The 18,234-nt window shown below is 66.5% G+C and carries 23 protein-coding genes; 13 read left to right on the forward strand and 10 right to left on the reverse strand.

Annotated features, from left to right (window positions below):
• Nucleotides 1–8 precede the first annotated feature (8 nt).
• The 8 genes from EDF28_RS17850 to EDF28_RS17885 all read left to right on the forward strand — a co-directional run bounded on the left by EDF28_RS17850 (nt 9) and on the right by EDF28_RS17885 (nt 6,168).
• Nucleotides 9–1,169 (forward strand): siphovirus ReqiPepy6 Gp37-like family protein, encoded by a 1,161-nt coding sequence (locus EDF28_RS17850; RefSeq protein WP_123939250.1) that lies wholly within the window; start codon nt 9–11, stop codon nt 1,167–1,169.
• 12 nt (nt 1,170–1,181) lie between these two features.
• A complete protein-coding gene (locus EDF28_RS17855; RefSeq protein ID WP_123939251.1) occupies nt 1,182–2,147 on the forward strand; it encodes a hypothetical protein in 966 nt (321 codons plus the stop codon).
• Between the two features lie 63 nt (nt 2,148–2,210).
• Entirely contained in the window at nt 2,211–3,032 is an 822-nt protein-coding gene (locus tag EDF28_RS17860; RefSeq protein WP_123939252.1) for a hypothetical protein, read from the forward strand.
• A complete protein-coding gene (locus EDF28_RS17865) occupies nt 3,029–3,433 on the forward strand; it encodes a hypothetical protein (RefSeq protein WP_123939253.1) in 405 nt (134 codons plus the stop codon). Before EDF28_RS17860 ends, EDF28_RS17865 begins: the two co-directional genes overlap by 4 nt.
• A gap of 27 nt (nt 3,434–3,460) precedes the next feature.
• Nucleotides 3,461–3,901 (forward strand): hypothetical protein, encoded by a 441-nt coding sequence (locus EDF28_RS17870; protein WP_123939254.1) that lies wholly within the window; start codon nt 3,461–3,463, stop codon nt 3,899–3,901.
• An 89-nt stretch (nt 3,902–3,990) separates the two neighbouring features.
• Entirely contained in the window at nt 3,991–4,479 is a 489-nt protein-coding gene (locus EDF28_RS17875; protein ID WP_123939255.1) for a hypothetical protein, read from the forward strand.
• A gap of 46 nt (nt 4,480–4,525) precedes the next feature.
• A complete protein-coding gene (locus tag EDF28_RS17880) occupies nt 4,526–4,921 on the forward strand; it encodes a hypothetical protein (protein WP_123939256.1) in 396 nt (131 codons plus the stop codon).
• A gap of 14 nt (nt 4,922–4,935) precedes the next feature.
• Nucleotides 4,936–6,168, forward strand: a complete 1,233-nt coding sequence (locus EDF28_RS17885) for a GDSL-type esterase/lipase family protein (RefSeq protein ID WP_123939257.1) — start codon at nt 4,936–4,938, stop codon at nt 6,166–6,168.
• 68 nt (nt 6,169–6,236) lie between these two features.
• Here EDF28_RS17885 and EDF28_RS17890 read toward each other — a convergent pair whose 3' ends face one another.
• Nucleotides 6,237–6,467, reverse strand: a complete 231-nt coding sequence (locus EDF28_RS17890; protein ID WP_123939258.1) for a hypothetical protein — start codon at nt 6,465–6,467, stop codon at nt 6,237–6,239.
• Between the two features lie 52 nt (nt 6,468–6,519).
• Here EDF28_RS17890 and EDF28_RS17895 point away from each other — a divergent pair, with 52 nt between their 5' ends.
• On the forward strand, nt 6,520–7,092 hold the full coding sequence (locus tag EDF28_RS17895; protein WP_185094291.1) for a hypothetical protein: 573 nt from the start codon (nt 6,520–6,522) through the stop codon (nt 7,090–7,092).
• Here the strand turns inward: EDF28_RS17895 and EDF28_RS17900 are convergent.
• On the reverse strand, nt 7,089–7,349 hold the full coding sequence (locus EDF28_RS17900) for a hypothetical protein (protein WP_123939260.1): 261 nt from the start codon (nt 7,347–7,349) through the stop codon (nt 7,089–7,091). The two genes, EDF28_RS17895 and EDF28_RS17900, sit on opposite strands and share 4 nt — an antisense overlap.
• The gene (locus tag EDF28_RS17905; RefSeq protein WP_148086818.1) at nt 7,349–7,711 is read right to left on the reverse strand and encodes a hypothetical protein; all 363 of its coding nucleotides are present in this window, start codon (nt 7,709–7,711) and stop codon (nt 7,349–7,351) included. Before EDF28_RS17905 ends, EDF28_RS17900 begins: the two co-directional genes overlap by 1 nt.
• Between EDF28_RS17905 and EDF28_RS17910 the strand changes: the two genes are divergently transcribed.
• Complete coding sequence (locus EDF28_RS17910; RefSeq protein WP_148086819.1) at nt 7,689–8,414, forward strand: hypothetical protein; 726 nt, start codon at nt 7,689–7,691, stop codon at nt 8,412–8,414. The genes EDF28_RS17905 and EDF28_RS17910 overlap by 23 nt on opposite strands.
• A 21-nt stretch (nt 8,415–8,435) precedes the next feature.
• Here the strand turns inward: EDF28_RS17910 and EDF28_RS17915 are convergent, their stop codons facing one another.
• The 3 genes from EDF28_RS17915 to EDF28_RS17925 are packed head-to-tail and all read right to left on the reverse strand — an operon-like array spanning nt 8,436 to nt 10,560.
• Nucleotides 8,436–8,741 carry a hypothetical protein gene (locus EDF28_RS17915; protein ID WP_123939263.1) on the reverse strand — a complete coding sequence of 102 codons (306 nt, stop codon included), beginning with the start codon at nt 8,739–8,741 and terminating at the stop codon, nt 8,436–8,438.
• Between the two features lie 29 nt (nt 8,742–8,770).
• On the reverse strand, nt 8,771–9,382 hold the full coding sequence (locus EDF28_RS17920) for a hypothetical protein (RefSeq protein WP_123939264.1): 612 nt from the start codon (nt 9,380–9,382) through the stop codon (nt 8,771–8,773).
• Nucleotides 9,379–10,560, reverse strand: a complete 1,182-nt coding sequence (locus EDF28_RS17925) for a tyrosine-type recombinase/integrase (protein WP_123939265.1) — start codon at nt 10,558–10,560, stop codon at nt 9,379–9,381. Before EDF28_RS17925 ends, EDF28_RS17920 begins: the two co-directional genes overlap by 4 nt.
• 406 nt (nt 10,561–10,966) lie before the next feature.
• Between EDF28_RS17925 and EDF28_RS17930 the strand changes: the two genes are divergently transcribed.
• Nucleotides 10,967–11,689 (forward strand): M23 family metallopeptidase, encoded by a 723-nt coding sequence (locus tag EDF28_RS17930; protein ID WP_123939266.1) that lies wholly within the window; start codon nt 10,967–10,969, stop codon nt 11,687–11,689.
• A gap of 305 nt (nt 11,690–11,994) precedes the next feature.
• Here EDF28_RS17930 and EDF28_RS17935 read toward each other — a convergent pair whose 3' ends face one another.
• The gene (locus EDF28_RS17935; RefSeq protein ID WP_123939267.1) at nt 11,995–12,432 is read right to left on the reverse strand and encodes a GNAT family N-acetyltransferase; all 438 of its coding nucleotides are present in this window, start codon (nt 12,430–12,432) and stop codon (nt 11,995–11,997) included.
• 75 nt (nt 12,433–12,507) lie between these two features.
• Nucleotides 12,508–13,074: a Panacea domain-containing protein gene (locus EDF28_RS17940; protein WP_123939268.1), complete on the reverse strand. Its 567-nt coding sequence runs from the start codon at nt 13,072–13,074 to the stop codon at nt 12,508–12,510.
• A 262-nt stretch (nt 13,075–13,336) separates the two neighbouring features.
• Here EDF28_RS17940 and EDF28_RS17945 point away from each other — a divergent pair, with 262 nt between their 5' ends.
• A complete protein-coding gene (locus tag EDF28_RS17945; protein ID WP_123939269.1) occupies nt 13,337–13,522 on the forward strand; it encodes a hypothetical protein in 186 nt (61 codons plus the stop codon).
• Between the two features lie 12 nt (nt 13,523–13,534).
• Here EDF28_RS17945 and EDF28_RS17950 read toward each other — a convergent pair whose 3' ends face one another.
• Nucleotides 13,535–13,732 (reverse strand): hypothetical protein, encoded by a 198-nt coding sequence (locus EDF28_RS17950; protein ID WP_123292404.1) that lies wholly within the window; start codon nt 13,730–13,732, stop codon nt 13,535–13,537.
• A 127-nt stretch (nt 13,733–13,859) separates the two neighbouring features.
• Between EDF28_RS17950 and EDF28_RS17955 the strand changes: the two genes are divergently transcribed.
• A complete protein-coding gene (locus tag EDF28_RS17955) occupies nt 13,860–17,324 on the forward strand; it encodes a DEAD/DEAH box helicase (RefSeq protein WP_123939270.1) in 3,465 nt (1,154 codons plus the stop codon).
• 96 nt (nt 17,325–17,420) lie between these two features.
• Here the strand turns inward: EDF28_RS17955 and EDF28_RS17960 are convergent, their stop codons facing one another.
• Entirely contained in the window at nt 17,421–18,200 is a 780-nt protein-coding gene (locus EDF28_RS17960; RefSeq protein ID WP_221182587.1) for an aldo/keto reductase, read from the reverse strand.
• Nucleotides 18,201–18,234: the final 34 nt, after the last annotated feature.

An 18,234-nucleotide genomic window follows, 5' to 3' on the forward strand; every position in this document is an offset into this window, starting at 1 on the left:
GAGGTCGCATGCCTCAGTGGATGATCCAGCCGCGGGACAAGAACCTCCGCCGATCCTACGATCCCGTGAAGTTCTGGTCGTCGTTGACCGTCGTGGAGCGGCACAACGTCACCGGCACCGACCCGGGTACGTGGACGGTGACGGCACGCAACGAAGGTCTCGTGGGGATGTTCACGCCGGGGAACGGTGTCCTCATCACCCGCGGCGACAAGCTGGTCATGTCGGGGCCGATTACGAGCATCCAACGTGGCGGCACGGTGTCGACAATCTCCGGGGTGTCGGACCTCGACGTCCTCAACGACCGGATCCTGTACCCGGATCCGACGTCGGCGATCACTTCGCAGCCGGCCGCGTACGACAACCGGTCGGGGCCGGCGGAGTCGGTGCTCCTCAGCTACGTGAACGTCAACGCTGGCCCTGGTGCTCGAGCGGCACGAAGAGTGTCGGGGCTGCGGGTTCCTGCCACGCAGGGTCGGGGTCGGAACGTGTCCATCAAGGGCCGTCTCGCGCTGCTCGGCGACACCGTCTCGGACATCGCCGAGTCCGGCAGTTTGCACGTCGACATCCTCCAAGGCGAGGACACGGCGCCGTTCCTGCAGTTCATGGTGCGGCCGATCACGAACCGCACGGCGAACGTCCGGTTCGGTTCCGTCCGGGACTTCACGGGCGGTGTGATCGGTGAGGACTGGTCGTACACGTTGACCCGTCCCACGGTCACGGACGCGATCGTCGCTGGCGGCGGACAGGGGCAGGCGCGCCTGTTCGTGGAACGTGTCTCCACGGCCGCTGAGGCGGCGTGGGGCGCGAAGGTGGAACAGCTGATCGACCAACGACAGACGACCGTCGCGGCGGAGCTGACGGACGCTGGGGATGATGCCTTGTCGGACGGTTCGAACCCAGTATCGGTGTCGTTCACAATCACCGACTCCGCGGACGTGCAGTACCGGCGTGACTGGTTCGTGGGCGACAAGGTCGGTGTGTTCATCGACGGCCTCGACCTGTCGAACCTGGTCCGTGAAGTGACGACGACAGTGCAGGCGCAGGACGGTTCCCCGACGGAGACCGTGTCCGCGGTGGTCGGGTCCAGGGACTCGTCGGCGTGGACGACGAAGACGAACACTCGTGTGGCGAAGACGTTGAAGAGCGTCCGCATGCTGCAGGCGATCTAGAAGGAGAGTGACATGACGGAGAGCTCGTTCCCGATCGTTGATCAGAAGTTGACGGATGGTGCGTGGGCGCAGACGGTTGGGGCTGTCGGGAACGGCATCCTCGACGACTGGGGCAACCCGTACGCGATGACGGTGAACACGAACGACACGGTGACGATCCGCCGGTCGACAGTGTCCGGGTACGCCCGGGCGGTGGTGAACGGGTTCGGTCATCAGATCGACGCGAACGTGAACCTGACGGTGCCGGCGGTGACGTCCACGACGATCTACTACATCGGTCTGCTGTACTCCCCGTCGAACGCTGCGCAGCCCGTGAAGCTGACCGTGTTGAAGGGGAACACGGTTCCTCTCGAGACGGGGCAGGAGTTCCTGACGCTGCACCAGTTCACGCGCGGCGCCGGGCAGACGTTGGCGGCGTCGACTCTGTACTCGCCGTTGCCGTCGGTGCGTCCTTCGATCCACGTGACGTCGCGTGCGGCGTTGCTGCAGATGAGTCCGCTGCTGTTCCTCCGTGGGACGGAGGCGTACTGCATGGATGTGGACTTCGCGTACCGGGCTGCGGGGACGTTCGCGGCGTCGCAGTGGCGTCGTGCGCAGTCGATCGATGCGCTCCCGTCTGCGGACGACAACGTGGACACGGATGTCACGCCTGCTGCGGGTCGTGTGCGGATCGCTGGGCAGCAGTTCTACACGGACGGTGACCGGCTGGTGTTCATCACCGTGACGGGTACTGCGGTGGGGTCGCATCAGCAGAACGCGTCGGGGATGCTGTCGGTTGTCTTCAACGACGAGAATGTGCTGCACCCGTCGTCGACTCGGTTGTCTCGCATCCAGGGTGGTGCGGGGATCTTCTTCTCCGTGTCGGGCATCGCTCGGACAAAGGGTGGCGCGAACGTGATTCGCGCGTTCTTGGACGCCGACAAGGACTCGGACACGATCCGCACGAAGGGTGTGCAGATCGGCGTCGTGTCGTTCTAGTCACCCACTCACTCATCTTCCGGCCACCCCGAGGGGTGGCCTTCGTCGTGAAAGGGGGCCGTCATGGTCGCCAAGTTCAGCGTGCGGAAGTCCTCGTTCGGGGAACTCCGCGGCGTGGAGCAGTACGTCATGTCGGAGCGCATCGCTCTGCAGGTGCTGTCCACGATCATCGACTTCAACGCGTACCTACGGTCGAAGGGCCGGTCGGGTTCCCTGTCGGTCAACGAGGGCATGCGCTCGAGGCCACGGCAGTCGTACCTGTGGAACAACCGGTTCGCGCTCGGTGTCGTCGTCGCCCCACCGTTCACCTCCCGGCACGACGAGGTGCTGCACGGCAACGCGATCGACTTCGGTATCACCATGCCGGACGGGTCGAACCGTGCCCTCTACTCGGACGAGTTCGCCCGCCTGCACCAGATCGTCGAGGGACGCGGCGGCACATGGCCGGACTGGGCGAAGACCGCCCCTGAGCCGTGGCATCACGAGTTCGCGACCCGTGCCGAGGCCGTTCCGCCGTACCCGGACGCACGCACCCGGCTCACCGCGAAGCCGTCCGCGTCCGTGAAGCCACCGGCGAAGCCCGCCGCACCCATCAAGCCACCCACCCCGAAAGTCGAGGCAGACATGCTGTACGTCACGTCCGAGAAGACGAAGAAGCAGTACGCGATCGGTGAGCTGTCGTTCACCGCCGTGTCGAGCTCCCGCGCGATCACCTACTCCCACGCTGTCCCTGGTGACACGAGCCTGTTCCAGACGCTGTCTTCGGCGCAGGTGTCTGGTCTGATCCAGGACTGCCGTGCTCGCCGTGACTCCCTCGGGGTTGCGCTGTCGCCGGTGTTCGAAGCGTCCGTGAAGGCTGTTCTGTCCGAGGAGGACGCAGCGTGAGCGACAACGGCAAGCACGAAGAGAAGACCATCGAGGTCGACGAGATCTGGTACGCCGCGCAGCGTGTGCTGCGGACCATCGTCCAGGTGGGCATCCCCGCGTTCATCACGTTCGCTGGTGTCCTCCCGACGATCATCGACGCGCTCGGCCTCCCGGTCGACGGGAAGGTGTACGGCGTCCTCCTCGCGTCCGCTGCGGTCATCACTGCGGTGGCTGGCGCCCTGACGCGTGTGTTCGCGATCCCCGCGGTGAACGAGTTCCTGACCCGGTTCGGAATCGGTTCCGTCCCGAAGTCGGTGGCGGTGGAGACGGCGGCTGCGAAGTCGCAGGAGCTGCAGCCGGCGCAGTTCGAACCGTCGCAGACGGACATCCGCGCTGAGCAGGGCGACCTCACCGTCTGACCGGTGGGCTTCAGGAAAGGGGGCCGCATGCTGCGGATCCTGAGACGTATGGCTCCGGAGAACCGGGACTACCTCGTCGTGTACGCGTGGGGTGCGGTGTGGACCACGTGGTTCGTTGTCTTCACCCCCGACCCCCTCTCGTCGCTGTTCTACCGGGGGACGGTGATCCTCGTCGCGTGCCTCGGTGTTGCTGGGGCGGCTTTGGCGATCGCTGGGATGCTCCGGAACGATCACCTCACCCTTGAACGGTTGGGGGTGTCCCTGATGGTTGTGCAGCCTGTCGGGTACGCCGTCTTTCAGCTGGTGCAGACCGTCGTGGATCTGTCCCTGACGGGGACGACGCAACGGTCTCACCTGGTGCTGCTCGGTCTGTGGCCGGCGTTCTGGCTGTGGAAGCGGTACCGGGTGTTGTCGCGCCGTGTCGCTGAGGCGAAGGAGACCCCGCTGCCTTCGGAGCGCGTCGAGTGACCGAGCGGTGGGGTGTGGTGCTGCACTGGGTTGCCACACGCCCGTCCCCGACTCCTGGACCGGCCGTGGATCCGGCGTCGGTGGTTCCGGTGGGGCAGATCGCATCCGTGCTGATCTCCGCCACTGTCCTCGCGGCTGCGATCTCCGCCCTCGTGGCGTGGTTGAACAATCGGCGGAACGCTCGCATCCAGGAGCGGAAGAACACGGCCGACGAGAGCAACGACATCGTCGCCCGGTACAAGGAAGCTGCGGCGGAGGAACGGTCCGCGAAGGAGTCCGCGGTGCAGACGGTGCAGAAGCTGCTCGACATCTCGCAGGCACAGGTCGTGAGTCTGCAGTCCACGGTGGGCCGGTTGACGGACACGATCGACACGTTGCAGCGGTCGGCGACGTCGCAGCAGGGCATCATCGCGGCGATCACGCAGGAACGTGATCGGTTGCAGGAGGAGCAGGAGAACCTGCAGCAGCAGATCGACGAGAAGCGGGATGAGCTGTTGCGGGCGCAGCAGGAAATCCTCGAGCTCACGTACCCGCGGTCCGTGGTGACGGACATCAAGTCGCACCGCAACGAGGCGTGACACCCAGTTCCAGGCCGTAGGGCCGTGACATCGGAGAGAGGCCAGCATGGCAACGGATTACGCCACGATTGTGGTGCGGCGCGGGAACGCGGACGCGTGGGAGAACAGTCAGCGTCCGCTCGCTTCTGGTGAGTGGGGGTACGACGAGACGTCGCGGGTCATCAAGATCGGTGACGGGTACACGCTGTGGTCGGACCTGGCTTCTGCGATCACGGCGGGGGTTACCGGGCAGCTGCCGGATGTCGTGCGAACAGCTCTCGCGGCGAACCTCGCTGACCCGACGACCCCGGAGGGCGCTGCTCTGGCGCAGGCCATCGCCAGCAGCGGCGCCGGGGGCGGTTCCGCGCCTCTCGAGTACGACCCCGATACCGGTGTGTACTCCGTGCCGCATGGCTCATCCCTCACCTACGACGCCGCTACCGACGCGTACTCATCGAACTGACCAGGAGGTCGCTCATGGCAATTCCCTCGTTCCTCGCGTTCGACGCAGACACGAAACTGCCGCCGGAGCCCGCCGTCCGCGCTCTCCGAGAGAAACTTGGCCTGCCGAGCTACAGGGGCTCAACGATCGTGCTCGCTGGAGACTCACGAATCGCTGCGGAAATCGAGGGCTCGGACACGTCCAATGCGTTCCGCCGACAGCAGCATGGAGCGTTCGACTGGGCGAACGTGTTCCTTCGGCACCGCTTCGCCGTTCTGGCCTCCACCGGCGTCGTCGGCAATACCACCGCACAGCTGCTGGCCCGGTACGACAGGGACGTGCTCGCCTATCAGCCACAGAACGTGCTCATCGGCATCGGCGTGAATGACGTCACCAACCTCGTTCCAGTCGCGGACATCAAGGCGAACATTCTGCAGATGGTGGCCCTGAACGCCAGCGTCGGTGCTACCTCGATCCTCTGCACGGTGAACCCGCGCGACTCACACTCCGCTGATCAGCGCCTCGCCCTCGCCGAGTTGAACCGATGGTTTCTCGGCCTCGCAGTTCGAGGTGTGATTGTCGTCGATGTCACCTCCCCAGTCGTGAACGCGACCGCGATGACCTGGAAATCCGGCTACACGATCGACAGCGACGGGCTACACCAGAATCGAGCTGCCGCTCCCCGAATGGGCCGTCTCATCGCTGACCGGCTCGCGCCGCTCTATCCCTCGGTCAACCCGCTACCTGTGCTGCCGGCCGACCCTTTGAACCTCATCGTCAACCCGTTCATGGACGGATCGGGTTCGACCGCAACCGGCTGGCAGATCATCGGAGCCGTAACCGGATCGCTCGTACCTTCGACTGATCTACGACCGGGCAACTGGCAGCAGCTTGTGTCGACGGCCGCAACCAACACACACCTCCGACAGTTGAACATCGCGTGCCCGCCGGAGTGGATTGGTCGGAGGGTCAAGGGAGCGATCGAGTTCGTGTTCAATGCAGGCGCTCAGATGAGCAGCATCCAGTTGCAGCTCAACCACCAGAGCAGCGACGGGTCGATTCTCATGGCGTCGGCTGACATGAGTCAGAACGCCGGTGACTCCGGGGCGCTGAGCTACCAGCCTCTGGTCGATGCCGGAGCAGTGGTCTTTGAAACGACGGCCGCGACAGTGAAGACCGGCACGACGATGTTCCAGTTCATCCTGGAGTTGTCGAACTTCGTAGGCACCGTGCGAGCACGCCGCGGGGTTCTCACGCTCGCCGACTAGCACCAAGCGATTTCAACCAGTCGACCCCCTCGGGCTCCTTCGGGAGCTCGAGGGGTCTTTCGTCGTGCTCAGAGAACGCCTGCGTCCTTGGCCACCTGGACGATCTCCGCAGCCGCCCAGTCGTCGTTTTCGAACGTGCCGAGGAACCTGCGGGCCTCCGTTCCGTCCTCGAACCAGGCGCTCCAACCATCGATGTCATCGTCGCGGAAGCGTCCAAGTACTCGGGCGTCGCTCTCGCGAGAGAGCGTGAACGTTCCGTCGGCCTCGCTGGTGATCATAAGTCCGCTTTCCGCTGTCATGCGGATCACGGTAGACGATGAGACGTGCGGCAGTCTCCCCTACCTCGCAGCCGTGCGAGCGAATCGCGGCATCAGCGTCCTAGTCGACGTCTCCACCCTCGACGGCCAGAGCATCGCCTACCGCTCACGGCAACTCTTCGAGAGCGACGCCCGTCTCTCGGAGGAACCACTCGAACACATCTACCAGCGGATCGACCACGGGAAAGCCGACGAGTCTCGCAGCGTAGGTTCGATCCTGTCGAGCGTTATCCCTCCGCTGATCTCGGTGACCTACCCAGCTGGCGAGAAGGTCAGCCAAGGGACGGTACGACAGATGCTCGAACTTCGAGGGAAAGATCACTGGAAAGACGAGACCTGGCCTTTGCTCGACGGCTACCACGGCCCCGTGAGTCACAGCGTTTCGCACCAAGCGGATTCCTGGCATGAGCCGACCTTGCGTATCGGCATCCCGGCGATCGTCGTAGGTTCCGTCGGCGGCACGCAGCTGCTCGTCGAGCGCGCATGCCCAGAACGCTCCAGATCCGACTGCGGCGCCGCCCTCGATCGTGTTCTTCGTGTGCGCCAGCAGTTCGATTGCGTCGCGCAGCCCTTGCAACCCGATGTGCACACTCGATGTCATAGCTAAGGAGTCTGGCGGGGCATCACCGCGTCGCGCCAGACCCACGCGGAATCGGCTGCCTGCGAGAACCCCCACTCGACGAGCACCGCGCGCTCCGTGTACGCGATGACGTGGGCTTCTACTTCCAGGATACGGTCAGGGAACTGCACCCAGGCGAGCACGGGGTCGGGTGGGGTGACGTCGTAGTCGGGGCCACCCCGTGCCAGCTCGGGGAGTGAGTAGGCGGGGCCGAGAGCCCAGCGGTCGCGGCGCCGTCGTGCCATCAGTCGCGACGTGGCGCGAGCTTGCGCCGAGTGACGGACCGCCGCGGCACCCAAGCGCGCTGCAGCCTCCCCTGCCACGAGATTTCGACGTACACGGCGACGTCGGAGCGGGCGACGGCGAACGCCTTCACCTTCTCGAGCTCGCCAATCTGATCGAAGATCAGACGGTCGATCCAGATCGGCTCACGCGCATCAAGCTGCTCCGGCTCCCCGATCTGGTCGAGGGGCAGTGACGCCGCCGCGTAGACGGGAACGTCCTGGTGCTGAGGTGCAGCCCACCTGCGCTCGGCCATGGGGTACATGGTGACGACCACCACCGACAGCCAGTACCGTTCGACGATGGAAGAGTTCCTGAAAGGCATTGCTGAGCTCATCGGCAAGGCGGGGGCATCGGTTCCTCTTGTCGCGGGCGTTCTGCTGGGACTGTTCGCGAACGTCCTCCGAGACACGCTGAGCGACCGCCGCGACCGAAAGAAGGATGAGTTCACTCGCGCCCGCGCGGCGGAGGATCTGCGGGAACAGAGAGCTAGAGAAGCGGGGAAGGCGGCTTTGGACGTCGCCCTCAGCGCCTACCAGCACCTTCTTCGCTCGGATGAGCTCGCTGATCAGTGGAAACGCCGGGAGGGTGTGCCCGAGGGCGGATCGATCCCACCGCAGACCATCAGAACTCGCGATCTCCTCGGTCATGACTTCGAGGAAGCTATGGCGAAGCTCGAGCTTCAGTACGCCGGGCAGCTGAACGACGAGGAGCGTCGTGAGCTCATCGAGAGGGGGACGGCCACGGCACTCGCAACCGTTGACTGGGGGTACGGCACTCAGAGTCGAACGCCGAGCATGCGCCGAGACGTGGTGCGGCGTATTGCCGGCGTACTCTCGACCTTCCTAGCCGACAGCCCAGTGTCCACTTCAGATCGGGACGCGATCAACGCCCTGCACAAGATATGGATTTCAACCGGCGCTGAGGCCGGTGACGGGAACCCGGTTGAGCCACCCCTTCAACAGCAGAAGGCTTGGGTCGGAAAGCGCCTTCTCGGCTGGTTCGGATTTGGCAAGCGCTCAGCGTGAGGCTGCCGGCGGACTGCTGAGTTAGCCGCGGACCTCTCGTAGGTTCTGCGACTGCCACCCTTCGGGAACCGATGCGAGGTACGCCTGCAGCGCTGTGTCGTAAGTCGCACCGGTCGCCTCGTGCGGCTTCGTCGCTTTCGACCTCGCGTGTGCCTTGATCGTGGTCTCCCCCGTCGCCTTACTCGTTACCGTGTTCACCTGCTGCAGTTCAAACCCGTCGAGGTTCAACGCCGCGATAGCGGCCTGTCGAGCTTCAGTGATGTTGTCGCCGCTGCCTTCGGACTCTTGCGTCTCGGTCGACCGGAGGGTGCCTACTACTCTCGTCACCGACCCAGTATCTCGCCGTCGGGGCCGGTTTACTGACCTGGGCTGGCGTCGACCTCGTCGAACCCTCCGGCGGGCATCACGGTGACCCGCCATGCGGAGGTGACGGGTTCGTCGAATGCGAGGAGAGCGGTGCCTTTCGCACCTGGTGCAAGGTCGAACAGGGTGTACTTGTTGTTGACGTCAACGAGGGCGTTGTACTTGTCGACATCGTCTCCGGCTGCGTCTTCCCAGGCGGAGAACTTGTCGGCAAGGTCGATGCTCTCGATCTGCTGGCCGTCCTTCGTGACGATGGTGACGCCGTACATGTTGAGATCCTCGGTGCCTGCCGTGTTGTCGAGCTCAACGGGCACCAAGGTGACGGCTTCCCCATCGACGGAAGCACGGGCCGCTTCGACTGCTGCGACATCAGCGTTGCTCGGGTCGCCGCTGAGCTTGAACGTGCCGGTCGCTCCCTGGTAGTCGAACGTCCACGTGTCGGCGATGTGCTCGACGGGGGTCGGCGCCGTCGTCTTCGTCTCCGATGTAGAAGCGCCCGCCGCTTCGCCCTGATCGGTCGCCCCTCCACCGCTGCATGAAGCGAGCAGGATGCCGATGGCGGCTGCAGCTGCGAAGGCCGACGCGATTCTGGCGTGACGGTTCATGGTGTTCCCCCTTTTGATGATGATGGACCGGTCGGAGTGACGAGTCGCGCCATCGCTTGGAGGGCCGCGCGTTGGGCGTCTCGGTCTCCTCGCGAGCGGTACGCCCTGGACATCGTGACCGCCGAATGGCCGACGATGTCGCTGATCACGGCCTCGGAGACGTCGGCTGCGTAGAGCAGGTCGACGGCTGCGTGGCGTGCGTCGTGCAGTCGAGCGTCCTGCACGCCTGCTCTCCTCAGCATGTCGTGCCACGCGCGGTTGTCGTCGCGCGGGTCGATCGGAGAGCCAGCGACAGGGAGGGCGCCGCCCTGCCGACTGTGTTTCGGGTCGGAGGTCCACAGCAGCCCGTGCGGGTTCGGCTCCGACGCAGCAACACGCACACGCCGTTCGATGATCGACCGCAGCGGATCGACCAGCGGGACTAAACGCCACCCGGCGGCGGACTTCGGCCGGGACAGCCAGAGCCCACCCGTGAGGTGGCGGAACTCCTGATCCTCCGGAGCGGCCAGGTGCCGGTCAGGGCACTTCGCCCCTTGCTGTGCGCCGCAGCGCGGCGGCCCGAACGACTCCCCCCTGCAGCCGTGCGACCACGAGAACCGCTTCAACTGCCACGACAAGTCGAGCTCGTCGGTGACACGGTCGAGTTCGAGGCCGAGGAGTTCTCCCTGCCGTGCACCCGTCAACAGTGCGGCGGCGATGCGTGAACCGAGCCGGTCGTGCTGCACTGTCTCGAGGATCCGAGCTCCGTCGTCGGCGGTGAGGGCGACGAGCTGCGCCGGCTTCTTCTTGGGTGCGCTCACAAGCGTCGCGACGTTCCGCGGGATGTGCTCGTACCGGACGGCATCACGGAGTGCGAGGGACAGCACTCGGTGGGCCTGCTGAGCGCTGGCGCCACCCAGTCCTCGGCCGCGGATGAACTCCTCAACCTGCCCGACGTGGGTCGGCGTGAGCGCACGGAGTCCTACGGTTCCGATCGCCGGCACGATGTACTGCTCAATGCTGGTCCGGTACGAAGCGATGGTCTTCGGGGCGATTTTCTTCGAGTGGATGTGCGCGAACCAGTGGCGTAGCCACGTCTCCAGCGGCTCGCCGTCGTCTACTCCGATGTCGGCAAGCGCGGCAGCAAGCTCAGCGCGGTTCTCGGCGCTGAGTCCGCTCACGAGCGCCTGCCAAGTCATGCCCTGAGCGTCGTGCCACAAGCACCTCGGAGTCAAATGTCACTAGTGCTACTTCCGCGCGTTTACGCGGATCGAAGGCAGTAACGGTTCTGTAACTTCCGGCCGGGCCCCGTCCGTTCCGCGCCCCGCGGATGGCCGTCAGAGGTTCGCAAACTCCTCCGCGACGGGGACCACCCTGATGCTCGGGGTGCGGCCGATCGTGTTCAAGCCCGGCCGGCGGCGCACCCCCTTTCGGGGGCTAGGGCGGCACTCAGGATGCCCATAGCGTTCCCCTCGGGGGCGGGCAGCACCGAGGGGCGGTGCTGACACCCTCTGGGGAAGGGGAAGCGATGTGAACGAACAACGCAGTATCGATCCACCTAGTGGGCTATCACGAAGGGGACTCATCGGAGGGGTCGGAGCGATCGTGGCTGCTGGCCTCGTCGCCGACGCAGCTTATGGCGCCAGGCCGGCAGCGGCAGCCACCGTGTGGTGGTTCCCGTTGGCGACGGCCAAGAGCTACTCCTCCGGGTACGGATGGCGAACGCATCCGGTCACCGGGGTCAGGTCGTTCCACGACGGCGTCGACATCCGAGCGAGCATGCTTACGCCCGTCTACGCAATGCGGGACGGCACCGTCAATTTCGCCGGGCTACACGGCGCGACCGTCAGCGAGGGTTTCGGCAACTACGTCCGCATCCAGCACGCCGACGGCTACGAAACCGGGTACGGACATCTCCAGTACATCGACGTGGCAAACGGGCAGAACGTACAAGCCGGGACCCTCATCGGTCGCAGCGGCAGCACCGGAGTCTCGACTGGACCGCACCTGCACCTGCTCATGCACCAGAACGGGTCGAGCGTCGACCCGACAGCGATTCTGAAGGCTGCTCCGCTTGCGACCGGCACAGCACAACCCATCGACGTACCGACAGACGAAGAGGAAGACGACATGGCAAACGTGATCACGGTCTCCGTGCCCGACGGCAGCACAGGGCAGGTGTGGTGGTCGGTCAATCTTGGCGACAACACCAAGGCCCGGATCTACAACGGTACCCAGCTGACGTTCCGCAGGAACATCGGTATCCCCGAGTACAGCAACCAGCCCCCGCAGACGCTGCAGGGCTACAGGGAACTGCCGACAACCTGACGCAGTAGTCAGGCAGACCGGACATCGAATGGCCCCCTCATGCGCCGCGCGTCATGAGGGGGCCATTCGCGTCTGCAATGGAGTGCGAGCTGACGGCGCGGTACGCGTCTTCGCGGAGCGAACGCTGTGTGCACTGCTGTGTGCACTTGGCAAAGAAAGTAGCCCCGCTCGGCAGGCCTGGATGGGCGTGCTGAACGGGGCTTTTCCATGGAGCCGCCTGTCGGAATCGAACCGACGACCTATTCATTACGAGTGAGTAGACGCGTGAGAGTTGCCCTCAATAGGTGCCTGTCGAGCACTCGCACCTAGAGCCCGACGACGTCAAGCGTGGCGAGAAGCTTCTTCATCGGCATGTAGAGCTTGAGCGGGTCCGTCTTAGTGGGCACGAAGTCAAGCTTTTCCTCGTACCACTTGGCGAGGCGAGCGTTCTTGGCGTCAAGGATCAACACGCGCGCCGGCACGTAAGCGAGAGACTCCCGCGCGGCGATGAATACCTCCGTCATCAGCGCCTCGCCGACGCCCGCTCCCCTCAGATCAACTCTCAGTGCGAAACGTGCGAGCAGAAGTGCTGGTATCTCTGTCAGTCCCCCCGCGGCGCTTCCCGTCACATCGGCCGGCACGACTCTGCGGTGATCGAACGCGAAGACGCCGCAGACATTCCCCTTGCCGTCCTCACATACCCAGACCGAGGCAGAGCGGGACGCCTGGGCCCTGTGCGCTTTCTCGCGCACCCACTCGTCCATGGACGAGTCGCCACAGGAGAAAGCCCCTAGGTCATCGGTAGCACCTAGGGGCCTCGCAGTTTGAAGAACGCCCACTTAACTGAACTTAGCTCGCCTCAGCGTCGACGCCAGACGGTCAGAAGGGGCATCATCAGACAGGGCCGCGACCATCTCCTCGAAGTCGTCCATCCGGACGTACTCGAAGCTTGATGCCGGCAGCGCAGGGTGATGCCCATGGCTAGCGAGCACGCCACTGTAGTAGCGGCGCATCGCCGTCAATTCGATGTTGGTGTTACGCCCTTGAAGCCATGCCGACTTCCAAGGCAGCTCTTCATGAGTCATGTTCTCGAGCTCGTCACCCGAATACGAGCGGTAGAACTCGACGACCGCTGCAATCAGCTCGGCGCTATGAGTTGGGAGGTCCGGCAGGGGAGTGTCAATGTCGCGCGCCCTAACAGCCATCGCGTAGCGGTGGCGACCCCAAAGTTGGCGGACGACAGGACCGTGCTCCCAGGCTTGGAAGCTGTCGTCGATGAGCGGCTCGTTGAACGCAGTGACATGCCAGGCTTGACAGTAATATGCCAACTTTTGGATCTTCTTTCCAGACACCGACTGGTCGATTCGAGTCAGGATTTCTTTTGCTAGTTCGAAAACGGTAATCAAGTTTCACCCCCTCGGGACGGGTTACTAGGGTTGGTTCGATGAGTTATCCACAGAACTTTCCACAGGTTACTCACACATGAGTATAGCGACCTGCGACATCGACACGCCGTGAGCGACCTTCAGTTCAACTTGCGCGTTCGTTGGACCTTCCCACCTCGACAGTCGGCGTGAGATCGAAGATACGCCCTTCGCTTGCGGCATAGCAGCGGGGCCCCAGGCCAGTTCGTCGGCGGCGCTCAGTAGAGCGATGCACGAGTCCGCAGTGAGTCCGCAACAGCACCACTTCGGCACTCGAACCGACTACCCCTGGCCACACCCTGATCCCCGCGGGTTCAACGGTCACACCACGAGCCACCACCCGACTACACCCTTCCGCGTGTACTTCGGCTACTCGCGGAAGCACAGCAAGCTGGCGGCCGGCGAGCCGACCGACGCGACGAAGCCGTAGCGAGCAGGCGCCCTAGCGTCCGCTCCAGCGCACCCAGCCCTGCACCTGCGCCGCAGCGCTCTCGAGCGAGGAGTGCGCCCCGTTGATCGAGTGGTCCGGCGAGTCCACCGTGAACTGGTCCGTCCGGGTGACGTCGCAGACGACTTCGGAGCCGAGCCACACGTTCCAGTGGTCTGCAGAATCGTGCACCCACCGCAAGCGGTCCGGCATGAGCGTGTCCAATCGAGTGGAGAGCGGCGAGCAGTCGTCGCCCGTCCACGCAGACGGTAGCCCTGCTCGATGTGTGCCGTTCGGGTCGGCGGCTCCGCGCGTCGGTGGCACCTGGCACGATTGACCCGTGCCAGCAGCCCCGATGATCGACGCCGTCGACGTCATCCGTTTCGTCGGGCCGCAGACCTTCGGTCGAGCACGCGACGTCGTGCGTGCCGGCCTGGTCGACGATGCCGTCTGGAACGCCGACGACGGCACCGTCACGGCGACCGTCTCCGGCACCGCCGACGACCCCTACGAGTGCCGCATCGACATGACCGTGGCCCGCGGCGACTTCATCCGCCCGGTCCGCAGCTCGTGCAGCTGTCCCCTCGGCGGCGACTGCAAGCACGTCGCCGCCGCACTGCTCACCATCAACGCGCGCGCCCTGGCCGCCAACGCCGGCCCGCGTCCGGAAGCGCCGGCTCCGCCGCCCTCGGACTGGAGGCACGACCTCGCCCGCCTCGCCGGTGACGACGAGCAGGCGGTCGCCCCGCAGGGCACCCGGATGGGTCTGCAGTTCGAGTTGCGTGACGCGGTCCCCGCCGCCCTCGCGGCCCGTGCCCGGGCCGCCGGCCGCGCCCTGCCGGCGCCGTCCCGCACGGTCCGGCTCGGGGTCCGACCGGTGACCCGCAGCGACGCCGGCAACTGGGTGCGCGGGCAGCTCACCTGGGGCACGCTCCCCTACTCGCAGAACCGCCTGGGCCTCGGCGCCGAGCAGCACGGGTGGTTCATGCAGCTCGCGGCCCTGCACCGTGCCGGCCAGCTCGCGGGGTTGCCCGGCGAGAGCGACTGGCTGCACCTCGACGACTTCCGCAGCCCGCTGCTGTGGCCGTTGCTCCGGCAGGCGTCGGGGCTCGACATCGCCTTCGTGACCGGCAAGCGCGAGGGCGGGGTGGTCCTCGGCGAGCAGGCCCAGGTGCTGCTCGATGTCTCCCGGCCCGGTGTCGCCCGGCACGACGACGCCGTGGTGATCGGCGCGAGCGCGGTGCTCGACGGCCGCCCGGTCGTCCCCGGTGCGGCGCGGATGGTCGGCGACCACGGCGTGTACGTGTTCCGCGAGAGCCCGGAGTTCACGGTCGGGCTCGCACCGACCCCGGCGCCCGTGCCCGAGGACCAACGGCGCATGCTCCTCGAGGGCACCCGCATCACGGTGCCGACGGCCGAGGTCGACGAGTTCCTGGCCGACTGGTCGCCCCGGCTGCGCGGTGCCCTCGGGCTCGTCAGCTCCGACGGCTCGGTCGAGCTGCCCGAGCGCACCCCGCCCGAACTCGTGCTGACGGCGACGTTCGAGCCCGCCAGGGCACCCCGCACCGACGACCGGGTGCACCTGCACTGGCGCTGGCACGTCGACGGCCGCAAGGACCCGGTGTCGCTGCACAGCCCGCTCCCCGACCTGTCCGGGCTCCGCGCCGCGGACGATCCAGGCAGCACCGACGTTCCAGCCAGCACCGACGACCCAGCCGGCACCGAGGCGGCGACCGCCGACGCCGACGCGCCCGCGGCCCTGGAACCCGCCACGTCGACAGCGCGAGCCCACGACGCGACCGCGGGCGAGCCTCCCGTCCGCCCTGCCGGACCCGGTGGCGGACTGGACTGGTTCCAGGACGGCACCATCGACGGGGCCGACGTCGCGGTGTTCGCGAACGAGTTCCTGCCCGAGTTGCCGGCGCTCGGCGTCCGCACGGTGGTGCAGGGTGAGCGCCTCGACTACGAGCGGTTGAGCGGGCGGCCGCACATCCGCGTCACGACGATGCCGTCGGACAAGCACGACTGGTTCGACCTCGGCATCATCGTGAGCGTGAACGGCAAGCAGATCCCGTTCACCCCGCTGCTCACCGCCCTGGCCGGTCGGCAGCGGCGGCTGAAGCTCGTCGACAACTCCTACTTGTCGCTCGCGGATCCCGCGTTCGACCGGCTCAAGGAACTCATCGACGAGGCCCGCGACCTCGACGAGTGGGAGCCCGATCAGCCGATCCAGGTGACGCCGCTGCAGGCCGGGCTGTGGACCGAGTTCGACCTGCTCGCCGACGAGACCTCGCACGACGAACGCTGGCAGGCGATCACCGCGGGGTTGATGGGGGCGACTCCCCCGGGTGACGTCCCGGTGCCGGACACCGTGCACGCCGAACTGCGGCCGTACCAGCACGCCGGGTACGCCTGGCTGTCGTTCCTGGCGGCGCACGGCATCGGCGGGGTGCTCGCCGATGACATGGGCCTCGGCAAGACCCTGCAGGTGCTCGCGATGGTCGCCGCCCGTCGAGCCGCCGAGCCCGACGGGGCGCCGTTCCTCGTCGTCGCGCCGACCTCGGTCGTCGGCAACTGGGTGGCCGAGGCGGCGAAGTTCACGCCGTCACTGCGGGTGGCCGCCGTCACCTCGACATCGCTGAAGGACCCCGGTCTCGTCGCCCGCACGGCCTCGCAGGCCGACGTCGTCGTCACCTCGTACGCGCTGCTCCGGCTCGACTCGCAGGCGTGGACCGACCTGCCGTGGTCGGCGCTCGTGCTCGACGAGGCGCAGTTCGTGAAGAACCCGCAGTCGCAGACCCACCGGGTGGCGTCCGAGCTGCAGGCACCCGTGAAGTTCGCGATCACCGGCACCCCGCTCGAGAACGGGCTCACCGACCTGTGGGCGCTGTTCCACATCGTCGCGCCCGGGCTGCTGTCCACCTGGACCCGGTTCGGCGACGACTACGTGAAGCCCCTTGCCTCCCCCGAGCTCCGGGGCGAAGCGCGCCAGCAGCTCACCGCGAAGCTCCGGCGTCGGATCCGGCCGCTCATGCTCCGCCGGACGAAGCAGGCCGTCGCCGCCGACCTGCCGCCGAAGCAGGAACAGGTCGTCCGGGTCACGCTCGACCCCGCGCACCGCGAGCTGTACGAGCGCACGCTCAACCGCGAGCGACTGAAGGTCCTCGACCTGATCGACGACCTGTCGAAGAACCGGATGATCGTGTTCCGGTCGCTGACGCTGCTGCGGATGCTCGCACTGTCGCCGGCGTTGGTCTCGAGCGGGTCGGACTCGCCCGCGTCGCCCTCGACGCCGATCCCCTCCGCCAAGCTCGACCTGCTGCTCGACGAACTCGAACAGCTCGCGGCCGAGGGCCGACGCGCCCTGGTGTTCAGCCAGTTCACGTCGTTCCTGCGAATGGTGTCCGATGCCCTCGACGAACGGGGCGTCGGCTACGAGTACCTCGACGGCTCGACGCGCAAACGCCCACAGGTGATCGAGCGCTTCCGGCAGGGCACCGCGCCCGCGTTCCTCATCTCGCTGAAGGCCGGCGGCTTCGGGCTCACCCTGACCGAGGCCGACACCGTGTTCGTGCTCGACCCGTGGTGGAACCCCGCCGCCGAGTCCCAGGCCGTCGACCGCACCCACCGCATCGGGCAGACCCGGTCGGTCAGCGTGCAGCGCTTCATCGCCGAGGACACCATCGAGGAGAAGGTCCTGGCCCTCGCTGCGCGCAAGGCCGAGCTGTTCGCCACGATGATCGACGACGACGCCCTGTTCGCCGACGACCTGACCGCCGACGACATCCGCTCGTTGCTCGCCTGACGCGCAGTGCGCGGTTGCGCGTCAGGCGAGCGCGAGCGCGGGTGTCAGCGCGCGCGAGCGTCGGCGGGCGGGCGGGCGCGTCGGCGGGCGGGCGCGTCAGCGGGCGAGCGCGTCGATCGCCGCGATCTCGTCCGCCGACAGCTCGATGCGGGCACCGGCGGCGTTCGACCGGATGCGCTCCGGGTTCGACGACTTCGGGATGACGACGAAGCCGTGCGCGACGTGCCACGCGACGATGACCTGGGCGCTGTCGGCGTCGTGCGCGGTGGCGATGTCGAGCAGCGTCGGGTCCTGCAGGTTGCTCGCCTTGAAGGGGCTGTAGCCCTCGAGCACGACCCCGCGCTCGGACAGCCCGTCAGCGATCGTCTTGTCGTACTCGACCGGGCTCCACTTGATCTGGTTCACGGCCGGGGCGGTGCCGGTCGCGGTGACGAGCTCGTCGATCTGGTCGAGCGAGTAGTTGCTCACACCCACGGCTCGGGTCAGTCCGTCGGCCTGCGCCTGGACGACCTGTTCCCACACGTCCGGGCGGGCCTCGCCGTTCGGCGGCCAGTGCACGAGCCAGAGGTCCAGGTGGTCGAGGCCGAGCTGGTCGAGGCTCTCCTCGATGGTCTCGCGCACGCGGTCGGCGTTGTCCGGCGGCAGCTTCGTCGTCACGAACACGTCGTCGCGGGCGAGTCCGGACTCGGCGAGGGCTTTCCCGACGCCGCGCTGGTTGCTGTAGCCGGTGGCGGTGTCGATGTGGCGGTACCCGGCCGCCAGTGCTTCGCCGACGGCGGCGGGGGCCTCGCCGTCGGGGATCTGCCAGGTGCCGAAGCCCAGGAGCGGCATCGACCCACCGGTGACGGTCACGGACGGATTCGCGTAATCGGTCATGCGGACCTGTCTACGCCGTGGCCGTTCGGCCGTT

This window comes from Curtobacterium sp. PhB137 (assembly GCF_003814955.1).
GTDB lineage: Bacteria > Actinomycetota > Actinomycetes > Actinomycetales > Microbacteriaceae > Curtobacterium.

What these genes read in the sequence shown, in the direction of transcription:
- EDF28_RS17850 (WP_123939250.1), top strand. Translation starts at nt 9, where the DNA reads ATGCCTCAGTGGATGATCCAGCCGCGGGACAAGAACCTCCGCCGATCC.
- EDF28_RS17855 (WP_123939251.1), top strand. Translation starts at nt 1,182, where the DNA reads ATGACGGAGAGCTCGTTCCCGATCGTTGATCAGAAGTTGACGGATGGT.
- EDF28_RS17860 (WP_123939252.1), top strand. Translation starts at nt 2,211, where the DNA reads ATGGTCGCCAAGTTCAGCGTGCGGAAGTCCTCGTTCGGGGAACTCCGC.
- EDF28_RS17870 (WP_123939254.1), top strand. Translation starts at nt 3,461, where the DNA reads ATGCTGCGGATCCTGAGACGTATGGCTCCGGAGAACCGGGACTACCTC.
- EDF28_RS17880 (WP_123939256.1), top strand. Translation starts at nt 4,526, where the DNA reads ATGGCAACGGATTACGCCACGATTGTGGTGCGGCGCGGGAACGCGGAC.
- EDF28_RS17885 (WP_123939257.1), top strand. Translation starts at nt 4,936, where the DNA reads ATGGCAATTCCCTCGTTCCTCGCGTTCGACGCAGACACGAAACTGCCG.
- EDF28_RS17890 (WP_123939258.1), bottom strand. Translation starts at nt 6,467, where the DNA reads ATGACAGCGGAAAGCGGACTTATGATCACCAGCGAGGCCGACGGAACG.
- EDF28_RS17900 (WP_123939260.1), bottom strand. Translation starts at nt 7,349, where the DNA reads ATGGCACGACGGCGCCGCGACCGCTGGGCTCTCGGCCCCGCCTACTCA.
- EDF28_RS17910 (WP_148086819.1), top strand. Translation starts at nt 7,689, where the DNA reads ATGGAAGAGTTCCTGAAAGGCATTGCTGAGCTCATCGGCAAGGCGGGG.
- EDF28_RS17905 (WP_148086818.1), bottom strand. Translation starts at nt 7,711, where the DNA reads ATGCCTTTCAGGAACTCTTCCATCGTCGAACGGTACTGGCTGTCGGTG.
- EDF28_RS17920 (WP_123939264.1), bottom strand. Translation starts at nt 9,382, where the DNA reads ATGAACCGTCACGCCAGAATCGCGTCGGCCTTCGCAGCTGCAGCCGCC.
- EDF28_RS17925 (WP_123939265.1), bottom strand. Translation starts at nt 10,560, where the DNA reads ATGACTTGGCAGGCGCTCGTGAGCGGACTCAGCGCCGAGAACCGCGCT.
- EDF28_RS17935 (WP_123939267.1), bottom strand. Translation starts at nt 12,432, where the DNA reads ATGGACGAGTGGGTGCGCGAGAAAGCGCACAGGGCCCAGGCGTCCCGC.
- EDF28_RS17950 (WP_123292404.1), bottom strand. Translation starts at nt 13,732, where the DNA reads ATGCCGGACCGCTTGCGGTGGGTGCACGATTCTGCAGACCACTGGAAC.
- EDF28_RS17960 (WP_221182587.1), bottom strand. Translation starts at nt 18,200, where the DNA reads ATGACCGATTACGCGAATCCGTCCGTGACCGTCACCGGTGGGTCGATG.